Below are 17,470 nucleotides of genomic sequence, written 5' to 3'. Positions count from 1 at the left end.
GTATATTCCTCCCTTAATGCAATATCTTTTATTTTAACGACTAGGAATATCATCAGCAAATAGCCATATATAGATTTTCTAGCACTAAAAATAACAAGTCTTGCGATTTTCGTTATAAGAAAAAAGCAAAACTTGCTACCACTAGAATATGAAAAAACAAAATTACTCATTTGCGATATTTTCATATTGATTTAATATTTTTAATAAAGCTACCTGGCTGGCTTGTTCATCTTCTGTTGTTTTTATCGACTCTACCTCTGTGCTTATTGCTTGGACCTCTTCAGATACAGCAGATGGCTCATCAGCCAACCATTGATCAATCGCTTCCTCCTCCATCCCCCCTTCGATCATTTGAGCTAATAGACTTTCTAGACCTGTTAACCAATCCTTTTCTTCTTCAGAAAGCGAGATCGAAGCAGAATCAATATGCCATTCCTTTCCACCATACAATTCATAATTACTAGGAAAAGCACTGCTTGTGAATTGCTTCGATGCTTCATGCGTAGACTTTAAGCCAACAAAAACATGAAAATTTTCATCACGAGACCAAACCATACTCTCTATTTGGTCTTCTTGTAACTCTTGAACTAATTGTTGTGCTGCACTCTGATTTGTAAACACTCCTGCCTGAGTAACGAAAAAATTAAAAGCTTGGCTTTGAAAAGCCTCTCCTTCTTGTGCATTGGCAGTAGTATTGTCTTTCTCATCTGACTGATCACTTGTAGCACTAACCGCTTGGTCGTTAGAAGTATTTTGCTCAAAGGCTACCTCTTCCGGGTCCAGATCCACAAAAATATTCAACATCATGAGTCCTAGAAAAGATCCTATTACTATAGCTGTACAAGCTGAAATAATGAATGATTTATACTTCGACCAAAAGGATGGCTTTTTAGAATGATTAAATGCACTGGAGTCTGGGGTATATTTACGTTTAAATACTTGATCATCATCCATCATTGGATGATGATTTTCTCTGATGTAGTCTTCTAATGTGGATTGATTGGTAGCATTATGCTTAGTTGAACTGTTTTTATTCTGGTTGATTTGAACTGAAATTTGCTTTTTATTATCCACGGTAATCCCTCGTTTCAAATCCTTTTCTATCACCCTATCATATCTATTATGAGATGTAAGGCGACTTTTGTCAGTACTATCAAAAAAGCGTTCATCAAAATGTGACAGATAGTATAAAAAAACGAGATAAGCATACAGATTCTAAATATATTATCAAACACCGCTAAATCGATAGATATAAAAAAAGCACTTCCATTAAGGAGTGCTTTTTTCTTTATTCGTTATTTCTAATTCGAGTTTTTTTAAATCGGGAGCGTAAAATGCATAAAATTGGATGTTAAATTGAAAAGCTGCTTCTGTTTTATCTTCACGGTCAATGCTCAATTCAAATATTTCTATGATACGTTCATTTGCGATTATCTGTGTTACAAATTGCTGAAATGACTCATATGATGGCGCTATTCCTTCTACTTGATACATCAGGCTATGCAGGTTATCACCTTCTTCAGCTGATTTTTCTTCTACTGAAATTTGCTCAATGGTTAAACCAGAATCCTTTACAGCTTGATCCATCATTCTCACGATTTGATTATTACCCTTTGTAATTGGCAGCTTGTGTAACGTTTCTGTTGATATCCCGGAAACCGTTTCTTGCCACATTTCTGCATTTTCAATATACATTGTCTGTGTATCGACTTTTTGCTCTATACTTGTTTTCTTGTTCTCTAAAGGGGCAAGCAAATATAGTTTACCGACAAAATAAATACTAACAACAAATAATACAATCATAATCAACCAGAAAAGTGTGATGCGCGTCCATTTAATCGTCATGCTGCACCACCTCCATCCACTTATCCGAATTAATTACAATCAGATATGTCGCTTGAAAGTCTCCCTCATTTGAACGTTCCATAAACCGAAAGCTAACATCTGTTACATATGGCTGAGAGGTTAATGATTCGTTATATATCGCTATATCTTTAAACCTTGCTGAACTCATTGTTACCTCAATCGATTCATCTTGTATGTAATGAAGATGTTCTATCCTACTACTGTTTGGTAGAAAGGCAATCAATTGATCGACTAATGCAATATGATCGATTAACCCTTCTTCAATATTTGATATATAGTCTGATAATTGCTCATGTTGTTCGACCAGTTTTTCTAATTGCAATGCTTCTGATTCCGCTTCCCCATTAATCTCGAATTGCTCTTCCATCGAACTTACCTCATTCTTTAAAGAAATATAAGGAACCATTACAAACCAAACAGAAACGATTAAGCCTATAAAAGCAAGGACAATTAAGATATATGGTGTAAGGTTAAAAGCTTTATGTTCTATAAAATTTAACTGCATCTGATCACCCTATTATTTAGAATTCCCTCTTAAAAGAAGCCCAGCTAAATCACTAAACTCTACTGAGATAGTTTTCGGCAAATATTTCCTCAGTTCTATTACAGGTACTTTAGTCTGTTCACTTAATAATTGAATCGCTAAGTCGAGAAACGGAAAATCTCCTGCTATGACAATTTTCCCAATCGCTTTATCACCGTTTTGAACAGAATATCGATAGAAATCAAGAAATCGTTCAATGGTTAATAGATGAGTATCCATTAATTCCTGTAAATCTTCTTCACTGCCATTCCATTCTAATTTATTTCGTTCAAAGCTCCATGACCACATTCGTTCATCTGTTGGAGATGGAACATGTCTGGAGAAAACGATTAGTCCATGTTCGAAAGCCGCAAGGACCAATCCGTCTTTTCCCCATTGCATGATAAGTGTATCTTGCTCATCTGTTCTATCGGTAACAAACTGCTGATAAACCCTCGATAAAGCAAGAGAGGATACGTCAGCAATAACTGGTTTTAATTGTACAGCTTCCATCACTGCTAGATATGGATTTAATACATCTCTCGGATAAGCAAAAACAAGTATTTCATTTGTCGTTTCGAGCTTTTTGATCAGACCAAAATCAATGATTGGATCTTGAAAAGGTAATCGAAGCTGGTCTTTAGCTTCTCTTTGTAGAACTGCTTTCGTTTCCTCTTTCTTTAACCCTGCAGGAATCTGATGATGGCGAATTGCAACAAATCCATCAGAAACTATAAATGAAATGTTTGCCCTTTTCCACTTCTTCTGTTTCACAATGCGTTCCAGATGATAATGGAACCCCTCTTTATCCATTATCCTTCCGTCTTTTATTAAACCTTCCTTTAACAGAAGTTCTCCTGAATCTACGATATCCTCTAACCGATTCTTTTTGGATACGATATACCGAAGATAACGGTCATATATAACTAGGTGTACATGCTTATTTTGAAAAATGATACTCACCTTCTTTCTACTTTCCATACCAAATCAGATTAAGGTAGGCTTCCACGAGATGATCACCGAAAAGAAACGTTATAAGAGCCCCCAGGATTATCGCTGGGCCGAACGGTACTTCCTGTTTTGCTTTAAATCCACTTTTCAACATCATAATCATACTAGATAATAATCCAATAATTGTTGCGATAAAAAAAGCAAGTAATATGTAAGGAAAGCCTAGTATTATGCCTAATAAACCTAGTAATTTCATGTCTCCTGCTCCCATACCACCTCTGCTGACTATAATAATAAGTGCAAGAAGACCGTAACCTGCTATCGCCCCAGTAATACTAGACCACCATGGTTCAAGAGGTTGCAACACTCGAAACAGAATAAAGACAGGCAAGAAGCATAGTAAAATTTTATTAGGGATGAGCATAAAACGAAGGTCTGTTACTAAGACAATGGAGAATAAACTAATTAAACTAAATGTGATCCATAAATCTAATGATAATCCTAAATGCAAATAGCTCAGCAGAAAGCCAATCCCTGTAAGCAACTCCACCAATGGATAAAGAATAGAAATTGGCTGCTGACAGTTCCGGCACTTGCCTTTTTGCAAGATAAAGGAAAGAACAGGTATTAATTCATACCACCTTAATGTCTGGTTACATGCTGGACATGCAGAACGTGATGAGGATAAAAACGTATGTTGTGGAATTCTAAGACCGACTACATTATAAAAAGAACCTAAAATTAATCCAAAGACAAAGCTTACTCCACTATATACAATATCCATCTGCTAACTCCTATTTTAAGGCTTGGTTAAAATGAAACCGGAATATTTCAGTAGTCCATATTCCGGCTGTTGAGAATTTCTTGCACTTTAAATCTCTTTAAAGATCTATTCGTCATGTTCAAAGGTAAATGTAGTTCCTTCAACATATGTAAGTCTACCACTTGGCGGATCATCAGTTTCCAGATATCCATTATCTAGTAATTCTTGTACTGTTATATTTGGTTGATCCCCACCACCAAATACCCACTCTGCTTCTTCACCGTCTGCTTGAGCTGCAATTAATGCCAATCGTGCAGCATTTTCGATTAATTCTGTCTCTGCTTCTTGAGCACCTTCCTCAGCTCTATCGATAATACTTCCAATCGCTGGGACAGCAATAGCAACAATAATACCTAAAATCACAATCACTGCCAACAATTCCACTAATGTAAAACCATCTTCCTTATTCCATTTTTTCCATATTTCTCTCATTTCTCTTCTCCTTTCTATTGCTTTATATTTCTAAAGTCTATTTTTGGAAATATCTTCTTTACATCTTGAGACTATTATACTATAATACATCGAATTATACAGTATATTTTTGCGACTTTTAGAAGTTATAACAAATCAAAAATAGTAAACATTGGGACTACAATTGCTAGGACTATTGCACCTACTATTACCGAAAGAATCACGATCAATAATGGTTCAATGAGAGCTTTTAATTTATCGGAGGCTTCGTCTAAGTCTTTCTCATAGAAATCAGCAATTTTATGCAACATTTTATCCAGTGAACCTGTACGTTCTCCCACAGCAATCATTTGAACTACCATCGGTGGGATAATAGAATGTGTCTGCATTGCACTTGCCATTGATTCTCCCCTTTCTAAAGCTACATAGCTTTTCGTCAGAACAGAAGAGATTAATCGGTTCTCCACTATCTTTTCGGTAATGTTCACTGATTGCAAAATAGGTACAGAACTATTTAACAGTGTACTCATTGTCTGGGACATTCTCGTTAATTGTGATTTTTGAAGAAATGGGCCGATAATTGGCAACTTTAATTTAATCACATCTATTTGATATGCTATCTGATCTGATCGCATCATCGATTTCATTACTAAGAAGCAGACTAACAACAATAGTAGCATAATCCACCACGTGTCTTTGACAAACTCACTGATATGTAAAACTAGTGAAGTATAAATTGGTAATTCTTCTCCAAAAGAGGCGAACAAATCGGTAAAAATCGGTACAATATAAACTAATAAAAATAGGGTGATGAAAATGGCGAAGATACTAACAAAAATCGGATAAGCTAATGCAGTTTTAATTTTTTGTTTTAGTTGATACTGTTTCTCATAATAATTTGCCATATTATTTAATATTTCATCTAAATTACCACTTATTTCTCCTGCACTCACCATTCTTGTTAGCAGATCAGGAAAGAACGAACGATGCTCTTTCATTGCTTCAGATAAACCAATCCCTTCTTGTAAGTCTTCGTCTACTTGCATTAATGTCTGTGAAAAAGCCTTATTTCCTGTTTGCTTAGCCAGAATCTGAATCGATTCAATAATCGATATTCCTGACTCAATAAGGGTTGCAAACTGTCGTAAAAATAAAACAAATTCCCGGAGTTTGATCGGTTTGCCAATGGTGATATCTTTATATAAAAAGGAGTCTAACGGTTTAATTTCAAATACGGTTATCCCATCTTGTTCCAACAATCGAATCACTTCTTTTTCCGATTCAGCTTTTAATTTTCCTTTTTTAAATTTACCTTGCAAGTTCCTACCTTTATATCGATAGTACAGCACGGAAACACCTCAATCCTAATGAAAATCAACCTCAGAGAGATATGCTTTAACTACATCTCTTGACAGATGTCCTTTAGTGACTAATCGTCTAATATCTTGTTGAAAACTATGCATCCCCATTTCACGCGATGTTTGAATAATATTTGGTATTTGATGCACTTTTTCATTACGAATTAAATTTTGAATCGCTGCATTGTTCACTAAAATCTCTGTAGCTGCAATACGACTAGCATTATCAATTGTAGGAAATAAACGTTGAGAGATAACAGCTTGCAATACACTTGCTAACTGAATTCGTATTTGTTGTTTTTGTGCTGGTGGAAAAACATCTATGATTCTATTAACTGTAGAAGTGACACCACTAGTATGCAGAGTCCCCAATACGAGATGACCTGTCTCCGCTGCTGTTATCGCAATAGAAATCGTTTCTAAATCTCGCAACTCTCCTACTAAAATGACATCTGGATCTTGACGCAAGCAAGCTCGAAGACCACTTTTGAAATTTTTCGCATCCAAGCCAATTTCCCTCTGGTCAATAATAGACTGATTATGTGCGTGTAAGTATTCAATCGGATCTTCCAGTGTAATAATATGTCGATTCATTGTTTGATTCATATAGTTTACTAACGCTGCTAAAGTACTGGTTTTTCCACTCCCGGTAGGTCCTGTAACTAATACTAAGCCATGTTCTTTCTCCATAAGTGATTTTAGAGAGTCCGGTAACTGAAGTCCCTCAATAGTTGGTATTTCACGGGGAATCGTCCGAAAAGCTAACGAAATACATCCACGTTGAAAGTAAATGTTTACTCTGAATCGAGATACGCCACTTATACTATACGATAAATCTATTTCTTTATCCTTATGTAATTTATTCCATAGTTCATCGGTTAATATTTCTTTCGCTATATACTCTGTATCATCAGGTCTGATAGTAAAATCATGAAAGCTTTTTAAGGCTCCATTCACCCGATAGACAGGTTTAGTTCCCACTGTGAGATGTAGATCTGAAGCTTTTCGTTCATGTGCAGCTTTTAACAAGTCTTCTAATAGTTTCATAACGTCCTCCTAGATTAGTCTTCCGCTACAACCCTTAACACTTCTTCCATCGTTGTTTTCCCTTTTTTCACTTTGTGAAGTCCATCATCTAATAAAAAAAGCATACCATGTTGACGAGCGTAATCGCGAATTTCAGTCATACTATATCGATTCATCATGAAATATCTAATTTTGTTGTTGATTACTAATAATTCATGAATGGCTATTCGTCCTTTATAACCAGTACCTCTACACGAATTACATCCTGCTCCTTCACTGATTGTTTCGATTTCTATATCATGTTTTTGGAAAAGTTCTTGTTCCATTTTAGTTACCGGACGTTCAGATTTACAATCCGGGCAAATTACTTTCACTAAGCGTTGGGCCATAATAGCTGTTAAAGACGAGACAACTAAATAGGGCTCAATTTCCATATCAAATAAACGAGGAATTGCTGCTATCGCACTATTGGTGTGTAACGTACTAAACACGAGATGGCCAGTTAATGCGGATCGAATCGCTATTTCAGCAGTCTCTTTGTCACGGATTTCTCCAACCATGATTATATTAGGATCCTGTCTCAATATCGAACGCAGTCCGTTCGCGAAAGTAAGGCCAATGGCATTATTAACTTGAACTTGATTAACTCCGTCAATTTGATATTCAACCGGATCCTCTACCGTAATAATGTTGACATCATCATGATTTAACTCATTAATAGATGCATAAAGGGTTGTCGTTTTACCAGAGCCAGTTGGTCCAGTTAGCAAAATTAAACCAGATGGCTGTTTCAACACCATTTCATATTTTTGTTTATTTCTCTCTGAAAAATCTAATTCAGATAAGTGTTTAAAGGCATTCATCAAATCTAAAATCCGGATAACAATCTTCTCTCCAAAAACAGTCGGCAAAGTGGATACACGTAAATCAATCGGACGGTTATCTATCATTATTCGAACTCTTCCATCTTGAGGCAACCGAGACTCTGTTATATTAAGATTGGCTAAAATTTTAGTCCTTGCGGTAACAGCACTTTGTAAAGACTTTTGTAATTTCTTTTCTGTTCGTAAGATACCGTCAACTCGATAACGAATATTAACTTGCTGTTCATTTGGATCAATATGTATATCACTAGCCTTCAACGTAACACCTGTCTGAAGGATTTCATCCATAATCCGAACAGCAGGTGCATCTTCCTCAACATTAGATTGCTGTTGATAGATAGAGTCATTTTGATCGTAATATTTGTTAATTGCTTGCAAAATATCATCTCTAGTAGCAATTACCGGTTTTATTTGAAATCCGGTAGCCAACTCTAAATCATCAATTGCGAAATAATCGATGGGATCATGCATGGCAACTGTTAGCTTGTTTTCTTCTTGATCAATAGGAATTAAAATATGTTCTCTTGCAAAATCCTTAGAAACCAAATCAAGAACCTGCTCTTTAAGCGGATAAAGATAAAGAGAGACAGAATCTATTCCTAACTGTTCTTCTAGTACATCTATTAATTGTTTTTCTGAAATATAACCTTGTTCTAATAAGGCATCCCCCAATTTCTGTCCCTCTTTTTTATCAGCTAAGACCTGGAGAATTTCTTCTTCGGTAATTAGCTTGGACTGTTTTAGAAGCTCACCTAATTTTTGTTTTTTGAATGGAATAGCCATGTTTACACCCACTTTCTACTAATCTTTTTCTAATGTTTGTCCTTTCTTATAGGCATCTTCAGGTACGCTATCACTTCCAGAATAATTAGGTACAGGTAAATGATCTACATCAATCTTTCGGTATGTGAAGGTTGCTCCCCCAGAAACGGTCAAGCGATCGGAAATGATAGTTCCAAACACTTCTGAACCAGCAGTAGCTAATACCTCAGCGTAAGGCGCAAGAATAAGTGATTCATTATACGTACCACCACTTAACTCAACCTTGCTACCGCCAGTGATAATCGATCCATCAAAACCGCCGCTAGCTGTCAGAGTTATCGATGCATCTTCAGCAAAAATATGTCCATTTACTTTTTGATTACCTGCTAATGTGAATTGCTTATTCGCCCCAGCCAAAAATAGATGCAAATCCTCTGAAGCACCATCTGCATTAAATGTGCTACCGGAACCAAACGTGATACTTCCCTGCACATAAACGGTTAATTGTCCTCCGTTAGATATAGAGATATGCCCGTTTGCCAGATTCAAATGATTAACGGTAATTTCTCGATCTACACCATTTGTATCAATGTACAATTGACGATTGCCCGAAACGTTAATATCTTGAAAGGAAGCATTATCATTCAACTCAAATATATAATTATCTGCTTGATAATGGGTAATATTTATATTACCATTCTCAATGACTTGATGGTGATTGTATTGATCACCTACCGTTTCATTATCCGGAGTGGCATAACTAGGGATGGTGGGAAAATTTTCAAATAACTGACGAATTGATTCTGCAGCTAACACATGATTATTAGTTGACAGTGGAGGAATTTCATTGTGATAATTATTCCTCTTTATAATAGAATCATCTGCTTCTGTCGGGATATAAATTGTATTTCCATTCAAACTTGAACCACCAGTAAATTCTACTGCTCCTTCTGAGATACAGGATGTTCCATAATCTCCATTTAGTTGCGCCCCTTCTGCAAATTTTGCTTGGGGGGTTCCACACTGTTTGGCACTTAAAATCCCTGTATAAGCAACCAAATTATCCGGTATTTCAATCGGTGTTGTCTTGTCCCATCGTACTTCCACATTAGTTTTCACCGTTCGCTCGGAACCATTGACACTTCCTACTGATTCAATCACATAAGTTCTAGGATTCTCATCAGAAATTCTCGAAACACTAACATTCACCTCTGGGTCATTTCTATACTGTTTAGAGAACGAAAGGTCTACTAATTCTTGATCTTTTATAATTGCATCTTCCAATTGTTGAAAAAAAGTTCCTTCATTTTGACTCAACGCATATAAGTGATCAACTTGATCATAAATTTCAGCCACTGTTTTGTTTAAGCCTGCCTCTGCAAGATAAAAGCTGGAATGGAAAGAACGATCTTTAGTCGCTAATGTTAACTGGCCTGCAGAAACGGACAAAATCGTGATAGCTAATAAAGAGATTACGACTAGTAGCATCATCACCATTACTAAGCCAATACCGTTTTCGTTTGCTAAATAATTGTATCGCTTCTGCATCCATACACCTACTCTCTTAATGTTAGCGTCGTTTCTAAAGCAGTTATATCCTTCAAAATCGTTTGTTCCGATTCTATATTGATCTTTAGTTTCGATCCATCTAATGAAATGGAGAATCTGGCTATGTTTTCTGCTAGAACACTTCGATTTCTCAGCAGCTGATTTCCTTCTAATCGGTATTGGATATGATTAATCGTTAACGTATTGTCAGAAACGGATATTTGATCACTAGGAGTTATCCTAATTTGCCTACTTATTTCAGTGATTGCGTTTCTTATCTCTGATTGCTGGTTAACTTGTTCTGATTGATGAATAAATTGCTTTTGAGAGAATAGATGAATAGAGCCGATTAAGGCTAAAACTATTGAAAGTAACGTAATCGTGGTAAGTAATTCAACTAATGTCACTCCTCGTTGATTGTTGAACATCGATTACCAAACCTCTCTATACACCATATATAACCAGATTCTATTTGGGTTACACGCTTTTCATTGTTTCTTTTGTCAATAACTTGGACTGAGACTAACCAAAAACTAGAAGCTTCATTATCTTCTTTTAACTCTACGTCTATGTAATAATGACTATCTTGCTTGCGTAAATGATAAAATTGATCACTAGTACTAATTATCTGATAAGTATCATTTTCTAACTGCGTGATCGTTTGATCAATAGAGGATTCTCTACTGAGATCATAGATGTTTTCCATTGCTGTTTGGGCAATAGCATTACCATCGATAATATTTTCGGATTCACTATTTGACTTTGAAGCATAGGTGAATAGGGCTAAAAAACCTAGGGAGATAATGGTGAGGATTACAATCGAAGCAAGAATTTCGATTAATGTAAAGCCTTTTTCACTATAAAATCTGTTGTAAATTTCCATTTATCTCCCCTTCCTTCAATTAACCTTTTGTTAAACTCATTATACTTGTTTCCATAATAAAGAACAATACTATTTTTACTAAGAAATGCCGATTTCGCATTACTTTTGAACTAATTTTTTTGCGTATTCGACAAAATGAAGTGAGCCTGTAATCAATATTAGATCATTTGGATTACTAGTAGCTAATAATTTATTCAGCGCTTGTCTAGCGTTTTCTATATAAATGATATGATCTGGTAGTTCTTCCTCAGATAATACTCTTGGGTGATTGAAGGTTGTCACGATAATCTCGTCTGTTAGTTTTGCTAATTCCTTCAACATCACGGTAATCTCTTTATCTCGAAAGGCACTGAACAAGACTTTGACACGACCTTCTATTCTTTCTTCTTGGATCGTTTCTACTAATTTGTTAACGCTTTGGACATTATGTGCACCATCAGCAATAATCTTTGGATGTTCTTTAATGATTTCCATTCGATTGGGTAGTTTTGCTTGAGACAAACCTCTTTTCACCGCTATGTCATCAATATTAAATCCATTATCTTGTAAAAGATTCAACGCTTGTATAGCTAAAGAAGCATTCATTATTTGGTGACGTCCTTTCATCGAAAGATTCATAACATAATACTTAGAACCATTATTCCAGTGGAAATGATTCCGATCTATTTCCTCAGTCCAAAACTCTTTGCCATATAAATACAAGGGCGCGCTTTGCTTACGAGCTTCTTCTTTCACAACTTGCAAAGCTTCATCGACTAAATCACCAGATATAATTGGCACTTTTCCCTTGATAATTCCAGCCTTATGAGCAGCAATGTCTTTTAGTGTATTACCGAGAAAGCTTGTATGATCAAATCCAATACTTGTAATAATCGTTACAAGCGGCTCGACTCTATTGGTTATGTCCTCTCGGCCTCCCATAGCGGCTTCGATTACAGCAATATCGATGTTATCTTGGAGAAATAATAGTGTAATAATCATTAATATCTCATATTCAGACGGAGCTAAGTTTTGTTGATCCATTTCTTCAATAATAGGCAAAAGCGGATGAAGAATATCAATAAATTCCTGCGCTGTAATAGTTCGATTGTTAATTGCCATATGATCCAAAATCGTAGGAAGACCTGGTGACTGAAAAGTCCCGACAGTATATCCACCCTCCATTAACACTTCTTTTAAATAGGTCAAAGTAGAACCTTTCCCATTCGTACCGGCAATATGGATAGTTGGTATTGACTTTTGCGGATGATTCACTTTTTCTAATAAATAATCCAATCGCTCCAACCCAGGCTTTATTCCTAACGTTCGTCTTGATGCAAAAAATTGTTCCAAATCCTGTAAAGATTCCATCATAAAATCAACATCCTTTTAATTATTTAAACAAAACGATGAACTAATATTTGTTGAGCGGACATTCAGTGCGTTATTTGACAGAATTACGCCCATTTTTCAATATTGGCGGACATTTAATCCTTTATTTAGATATTTTTGGTTAAAATGAGTATTATTTTCGATGAATAGCGGAATAGATGTCCGAGAACAGCCTATAAACGCCAGTTTTATCACAAATAGCGGAACAAATGTCCAGATTGAACTAAGCAGTTATCTAAATCAAATCAAAGTTCTCAGTTGACGTATTTTATTTGTTTGTGGTTGTGAAAAAGAGAGGCTGCCAATGACAGCCTCTGCTTTAGTTATTTCTGAAGTTCTTCAATTCGCGCTTGTACTTTCTCTCTCTTCTCCATGTAATCTTTTTGCTTTTCTTTTTCTGCCTCTACTACATGTGCAGGAGCTTTGCTAACAAATCCTTCATTCGCCAATTTCTTATCAACGCGATCTACTTCTTTGTTTAATTTATCCAATTCTCCTTGAAGACGTGTAAGCTCTTTGTCAATGTCGATCAAACCTTCTAATGGTAAGAATAGCTCCGCACCAGTAACAACGGCAGACATTGCTTTGTCTGGCACCGCAACGTTTGTATCAATTGTTAATTCACTCGGATTACAGAAGCGATCTATATATACACGGTTAATTTCTAATTGTTTTTTCACCGCTTCATCATTAGCTTGAACGATGATAGGAATTTCTTTCGACATCGGTGTGTCCACTTCGGCACGGATATTACGGACAGAACGAATAATCGCCACTAATTGCTTCATCACTTCGGATGATGCTTCATTAGATAATTGATTATCTGCTGTTGGCCATGCCGCACGTACAATAGATTCATCTTTGTGAGGCAACTGTTGCCAGATTTCTTCTGTCACAAATGGCATAAATGGATGAAGCATGCGCATCGTATGATCTAACACATACGCTAAAATCGAGCGTGTCGTTAGCTTTGCTTGCTCATCTTCTCCATAAAGCGGTAATTTCGCCATTTCAATATACCAGTCACAGAAGTCATCCCAAATAAAGTTATAAAGGTAACGTCCTGCCTCACCAAAGTCATATTTATCCACGTGACGTGTTACTTGTTCTATCGTTTCGTTTAGTCTTGTCAAAATCCATTCATCCGCTACGGATTTTTTGCCAGTTAAATCAATCTCCTCATACCTTAAGCCATCCATGTTCATTAAAGCAAAACGTGAAGCATTCCATATTTTATTAACAAAGTTCCAAGTCGATTCTACCTTTTCCCACTGGAAACGGAGATCCTGGCCAGGACTTGATCCTGTTGCTAAGAAGTAACGCAAGGAGTCTGCTCCGTACTTATCAATCACTTCCATAGGATCAACACCATTACCTAGTGATTTACTCATTTTGCGACCTTCTGCATCTCGAACTAACCCATGAATCAATACGTCTTTAAACGGACGTTGATCATTAAACTCAACCGATTGGAAAATCATCCGAGATACCCAGAAAAAGATAATATCATATCCGGTTACTAGTACATTGGTTGGGAAGAAATGCTTAAAATCTTCATCCTCTGTATTTGGCCAGTTTAATGTAGAGAATGGCCATAACGCTGAGGAAAACCAAGTATCCAATACATCTTGATCTTGTTCCCAGTTTTCGATATCTGCAGGTGCTTCCTTACCTACATACATTTCACCTGTTTCTTTATGATACCAGGCAGGAATCCGGTGTCCCCACCACAATTGTCTAGATATACACCAGTCACGGATATTTTCCATCCATCTGAGATATGTTTTTTCGAAACGATCCGGTACAAAATGTACTTTTTTATCATCAGAAGCTTTTTGAAGTTCAATCGCAGCATCTGCCAATGGCTGCATGTCAACAAACCATTGTGTCGACAAATATGGTTCGACCACTGCATCGCTTCGTTCCGAGTGACCCACTGAATGCATATGTTCTTCAATGTTGAACAGAACCCCTTGATCTTGAAGGTCTTTGACGATCTGTTTACGACATGCAAACCGATCCATGCCTTGATATTTACCAGCATTCTCATTCATTGTACCGTCTTCGTTCATCACAAGTACACGTTCAAGGTTATGGCGATTACCAATTTCAAAGTCATTTGGATCGTGAGCAGGTGTTATTTTTACAGCACCTGAACCAAATTCCATATCCACATAATCATCAGCTACAATTTCAATTTCTCGACCAACAATGGGAAGCTTAACTTTCTTACCTATTAAATCTTGATATCTTTCGTCATCTGGATGTACAGCGACTGCTGTATCACCAAGCATCGTTTCTGGTCTCGTTGTAGCTACTTCAATATGTCCGGATCCATCTGCTAAAGGATATTTCATATGATAGAAATGGCCTTGCACATCCTTATAGATTACTTCAATATCAGAAAGAGCAGTCTTTGTTGCGGGATCCCAATTAATTATATACTCTCCACGATAGATAAGCCCTTTTTCATACAATGTAACAAATACTTCTTTTACTGCTTCTGATAAACCTTCATCTAAAGTGAATCGTTCGCGTGAATAATCTAAACCTAGTCCTAATTTTGCCCATTGTTCGCGAATAAAGCCAGCGTATTCTTCTTTCCAGTCCCATGCTTTGTCGAGGAATTTCTCCCTGCCTAAATCATATCGAGATATACCTTCTTCACGTAGTTTTGCTTCTACTTTTGATTGAGTTGCGATACCGGCATGGTCCATTCCTGGTAAGTAGAGAACATCATAGCCTTGCATTCTTTTTATTCTTGTGATGATATCCTGTAGTGTCGTATCCCATGCATGACCGATGTGTAATTTACCGGTTACGTTTGGTGGCGGGATTACGATCGTAAAAGGTTCCTTATCTGTGTTACGTTCTGCCTCAAAATACTTCCCTTCTACCCAAGTGTTATAACGCCCCTTCTCAACTGCAGTTGGATCATACTTTGGCGGTAAATTAACTTCCTGTTGTTCTGACATGCTTATTCCTCCTTATATTTACTAACGGTAATCATAGATAACTACTGCGAATTAGTGAAAATTTGTCTTGATGCGGACATTTAGTGCGTTATTTGACTGAAAATCACCTGTTTTCGATGTTAGCGGACATTGAATTCCTTATTTCGTTCATTTTGGCTTAAATGAGCACCATTTACGATGAATAGCGGAATAGATGTCCGCGACCACCCTAAAAACAGCACTTTTGGCACAAATAGCGGAACAAATGTCCACGCTTATCCCAAATTCACCTCGGATCCACTTTATCTCGTATTATATGCTTGCAGATCCACTCCACTGCGACATAAAAAAATCCTTTCCGGCCTTGTGTAAAGGACGAAAAGGATTGGGTTTCCGCGGTGCCACCTTTGTTTATAAGTACTATCACTTATACGCTTAGCAGAAGATAACGGATTTCACCGGCTTTTACCTACTTTTCATGTTCAGTAAAGCTGCATCAGAGACTACCTTCCTTCACCTTTTTTCGAGAAAACCTTTCAGCCTGTGGGTCTCCCTCTCTAGCGAACAGTGTGAAGTACTCCTCCTCATCATCGCATCTGTCATAATTATGATTCATTATATGCTATTTTATCCAAAAGGAAACAAAGAAGTCAAGTTTAATTATAATGTCAATTGTGCATGTTTATTAAAAAACGTCTTATAGCCAAAATATAAGAATAAAATTACGGACAATGAAACACTACCCGTGATACCAAGCATAATGGCAATTTGATATTTGATCGCATCCATCGGACCTGCCCCAGATAAAATAACACCGGTCATCATTCCTGGTAAAAAAACAATCCCCATTCCCACCATACTGTTGATCGTCGGTAAGATCGCTGAATCAAAAGCATGATTAACAATACCCTGTGATGCTTTATTCGGTGGCGCTCCTAACATCAATGCAGCTTCCACTTCTTTCTTCCGTGAGCTGAATCCTTCCACTAAAGAGCTAACTCCCAGTGTAATACCAGTCATAGAGTTCCCGATTAACATACCTGCAATCGGAATAAAATAACGGGGATCATACCATGGTGAAAACTGAACAACGATAAAATCAAAATAAAGAAAAGCAAATAAAGTACCAGATACCATCGCAACCGCAATAATTTTCTTTAACTCTCTGCTTAAGGTTTGTTTCGTACGTTTATAAATATTATAAACAGCAAATGTTTCCATGATAATAATGACGATAATCGAGTAAATCATTTTCTCATTTTCAAATATAAACATGAGTACATAACCAACTAATATAAGTTGAATCGTCATTCTTAGTGTAGCAATAATGATCTCTTTCTCACGCGGGATTTTACGCCAGCGGACGATCGCAAGTAGGATGACTATAAAAATATAAGCGGTAACGAGCTGCCATATTGTAATTTCAAGCATTTCATTCATGAAAGAGCACCCTCTTTCGTTACTATGTCGTTCATATAGATAATTTCATCACTATATTTTTCTGCGACTTCTTTTGAATGTGTAACCATGATTGCCGTCTTACCTTCATCACGAATTTTCTTTGTAAATAAGTCCATAATCGCGGTTTCCGTTTCCTCATCAAGAGCGGATGTAGGTTCGTCCATCAAGTAGACTTCGGCATTCATCAAAAGCACTCGTCCAAATGCTAACCTTTGTTGTTCACCACCAGATAGTTTATCCGCTTCTTCATCCAAATCTTTTGTTAAATGTAAGTCTTTTAATAAATCAATCAACACCTGATCTTCGACATTTGCTTCATCCGCAAATTGCAGTCCTATTAAGAGGTTATCACGAACCGTTCCATCAAAAACTACGGGGTCCTGTCCAAGCATTACTACTTCTCTTCTTAATTGAACAGGGTCTAAGTTTGCGATCGATTGATCTTTATATGTAATGGTTCCCTGATCAGGAGTAAGCATGCTGTTAAACATCTTTAACAAGGTAGATTTACCACTGCCACTTTCTCCAAATAAGCAGTAAATTTTACCTGATTCAATTTCTAATTTATTGACCGTAAGTATATCCTTAAAAACCAATTGTTTAATCGAAAACATGACATCTCCTCCAAAGTACTAGGTCTATGTAATGT

The 17,470-nt window shown here is 36.6% G+C and carries 16 protein-coding genes and 1 other annotated feature; all 16 genes read right to left on the bottom strand.

Going from position 1 to position 17,470, the window contains the following annotated elements:
- Nucleotides 1–162: 162 nt before the first annotated feature.
- Nucleotides 163–1,074, bottom strand: coding sequence for a hypothetical protein (locus tag D569_RS0105680; RefSeq protein ID WP_018931436.1), 912 nt, complete (start codon nucleotides 1,072–1,074; stop codon nucleotides 163–165).
- 195 nt (nucleotides 1,075–1,269) lie between these two features.
- Nucleotides 1,270–1,845 (bottom strand): type 4a pilus biogenesis protein PilO, encoded by a 576-nt coding sequence (gene pilO, locus D569_RS0105675; RefSeq protein WP_018931435.1) that lies wholly within the window; start codon nucleotides 1,843–1,845, stop codon nucleotides 1,270–1,272.
- The gene (locus D569_RS0105670; RefSeq protein ID WP_018931434.1) at nucleotides 1,835–2,371 is read right to left on the bottom strand and encodes a hypothetical protein; all 537 of its coding nucleotides are present in this window, start codon (nucleotides 2,369–2,371) and stop codon (nucleotides 1,835–1,837) included. The genes pilO and D569_RS0105670 overlap by 11 nt, the downstream gene beginning before the upstream one ends.
- Before the next feature lie 12 nt (nucleotides 2,372–2,383).
- A complete protein-coding gene (gene pilM / locus D569_RS0105665) occupies nucleotides 2,384–3,352 on the bottom strand; it encodes a type IV pilus biogenesis protein PilM (protein ID WP_169336432.1) in 969 nt (322 codons plus the stop codon).
- A 7-nt stretch (nucleotides 3,353–3,359) separates the two neighbouring features.
- On the bottom strand, nucleotides 3,360–4,124 hold the full coding sequence (locus D569_RS0105660; RefSeq protein WP_018931432.1) for a prepilin peptidase: 765 nt from the start codon (nucleotides 4,122–4,124) through the stop codon (nucleotides 3,360–3,362).
- Between the two features lie 105 nt (nucleotides 4,125–4,229).
- Nucleotides 4,230–4,595 carry a competence type IV pilus major pilin ComGC gene (locus tag D569_RS22575; RefSeq protein WP_018931431.1) on the bottom strand — a complete coding sequence of 122 codons (366 nt, stop codon included), beginning with the start codon at nucleotides 4,593–4,595 and terminating at the stop codon, nucleotides 4,230–4,232.
- A gap of 125 nt (nucleotides 4,596–4,720) precedes the next feature.
- Nucleotides 4,721–5,923 carry a type II secretion system F family protein gene (locus D569_RS0105650; RefSeq protein WP_018931430.1) on the bottom strand — a complete coding sequence of 401 codons (1,203 nt, stop codon included), beginning with the start codon at nucleotides 5,921–5,923 and terminating at the stop codon, nucleotides 4,721–4,723.
- A 15-nt stretch (nucleotides 5,924–5,938) separates the two neighbouring features.
- The gene (locus D569_RS0105645) at nucleotides 5,939–6,979 is read right to left on the bottom strand and encodes a type IV pilus twitching motility protein PilT (protein ID WP_018931429.1); all 1,041 of its coding nucleotides are present in this window, start codon (nucleotides 6,977–6,979) and stop codon (nucleotides 5,939–5,941) included.
- A 14-nt stretch (nucleotides 6,980–6,993) separates the two neighbouring features.
- Complete coding sequence (locus D569_RS0105640) at nucleotides 6,994–8,625, bottom strand: GspE/PulE family protein (RefSeq protein ID WP_018931428.1); 1,632 nt, start codon at nucleotides 8,623–8,625, stop codon at nucleotides 6,994–6,996.
- A gap of 18 nt (nucleotides 8,626–8,643) precedes the next feature.
- Nucleotides 8,644–10,152, bottom strand: a complete 1,509-nt coding sequence (locus D569_RS0105635) for a DUF7305 domain-containing protein (RefSeq protein ID WP_018931427.1) — start codon at nucleotides 10,150–10,152, stop codon at nucleotides 8,644–8,646.
- Between the two features lie 8 nt (nucleotides 10,153–10,160).
- A complete protein-coding gene (locus tag D569_RS0105630) occupies nucleotides 10,161–10,580 on the bottom strand; it encodes a PilW family protein (RefSeq protein ID WP_018931426.1) in 420 nt (139 codons plus the stop codon).
- The gene (locus tag D569_RS0105625; RefSeq protein ID WP_018931425.1) at nucleotides 10,556–11,035 is read right to left on the bottom strand and encodes a type IV pilus modification PilV family protein; all 480 of its coding nucleotides are present in this window, start codon (nucleotides 11,033–11,035) and stop codon (nucleotides 10,556–10,558) included. The genes D569_RS0105630 and D569_RS0105625 overlap by 25 nt, the downstream gene beginning before the upstream one ends.
- A gap of 99 nt (nucleotides 11,036–11,134) precedes the next feature.
- Nucleotides 11,135–12,388 carry a bifunctional folylpolyglutamate synthase/dihydrofolate synthase gene (locus tag D569_RS0105620; RefSeq protein WP_018931424.1) on the bottom strand — a complete coding sequence of 418 codons (1,254 nt, stop codon included), beginning with the start codon at nucleotides 12,386–12,388 and terminating at the stop codon, nucleotides 11,135–11,137.
- Between the two features lie 341 nt (nucleotides 12,389–12,729).
- On the bottom strand, nucleotides 12,730–15,381 hold the full coding sequence (locus D569_RS0105615) for a valine--tRNA ligase (protein ID WP_018931423.1): 2,652 nt from the start codon (nucleotides 15,379–15,381) through the stop codon (nucleotides 12,730–12,732).
- 347 nt (nucleotides 15,382–15,728) lie between these two features.
- Nucleotides 15,729–15,960: a binding site (T-box leader), on the bottom strand.
- A gap of 60 nt (nucleotides 15,961–16,020) precedes the next feature.
- Complete coding sequence (locus D569_RS0105610; protein WP_018931422.1) at nucleotides 16,021–16,800, bottom strand: ABC transporter permease; 780 nt, start codon at nucleotides 16,798–16,800, stop codon at nucleotides 16,021–16,023.
- Complete coding sequence (locus D569_RS0105605) at nucleotides 16,797–17,435, bottom strand: ABC transporter ATP-binding protein (protein ID WP_018931421.1); 639 nt, start codon at nucleotides 17,433–17,435, stop codon at nucleotides 16,797–16,799. The genes D569_RS0105610 and D569_RS0105605 overlap by 4 nt, the downstream gene beginning before the upstream one ends.
- Nucleotides 17,436–17,470: the final 35 nt, after the last annotated feature.

It is taken from the genome of Gracilibacillus lacisalsi DSM 19029 (genome assembly GCF_000377765.1).
GTDB classification, from domain to species: domain Bacteria; phylum Bacillota; class Bacilli; order Bacillales; family Amphibacillaceae; genus Gracilibacillus; species Gracilibacillus lacisalsi.
Note: the sequence above shows the minus strand (reverse complement) of the source record. Positions and strands in the feature narration are given on the sequence as shown.

Coding starts and splice junctions, on each gene's coding strand:
- pilO (WP_018931435.1), bottom strand. CDS start 1,845: ATGACGATTAAATGGACGCGCATCACACTTTTCTGGTTGATTATGATT.
- D569_RS0105670 (WP_018931434.1), bottom strand. CDS start 2,371: ATGCAGTTAAATTTTATAGAACATAAAGCTTTTAACCTTACACCATAT.
- D569_RS0105660 (WP_018931432.1), bottom strand. CDS start 4,124: ATGGATATTGTATATAGTGGAGTAAGCTTTGTCTTTGGATTAATTTTA.
- D569_RS22575 (WP_018931431.1), bottom strand. CDS start 4,595: ATGAGAGAAATATGGAAAAAATGGAATAAGGAAGATGGTTTTACATTA.
- D569_RS0105645 (WP_018931429.1), bottom strand. CDS start 6,979: ATGAAACTATTAGAAGACTTGTTAAAAGCTGCACATGAACGAAAAGCT.
- D569_RS0105640 (WP_018931428.1), bottom strand. CDS start 8,625: ATGGCTATTCCATTCAAAAAACAAAAATTAGGTGAGCTTCTAAAACAG.
- D569_RS0105635 (WP_018931427.1), bottom strand. CDS start 10,152: ATGCAGAAGCGATACAATTATTTAGCAAACGAAAACGGTATTGGCTTA.
- D569_RS0105630 (WP_018931426.1), bottom strand. CDS start 10,580: ATGTTCAACAATCAACGAGGAGTGACATTAGTTGAATTACTTACCACG.
- D569_RS0105625 (WP_018931425.1), bottom strand. CDS start 11,035: ATGGAAATTTACAACAGATTTTATAGTGAAAAAGGCTTTACATTAATC.
- D569_RS0105620 (WP_018931424.1), bottom strand. CDS start 12,388: ATGATGGAATCTTTACAGGATTTGGAACAATTTTTTGCATCAAGACGA.
- D569_RS0105615 (WP_018931423.1), bottom strand. CDS start 15,381: ATGTCAGAACAACAGGAAGTTAATTTACCGCCAAAGTATGATCCAACT.
- D569_RS0105610 (WP_018931422.1), bottom strand. CDS start 16,800: ATGAATGAAATGCTTGAAATTACAATATGGCAGCTCGTTACCGCTTAT.
- D569_RS0105605 (WP_018931421.1), bottom strand. CDS start 17,435: ATGTTTTCGATTAAACAATTGGTTTTTAAGGATATACTTACGGTCAAT.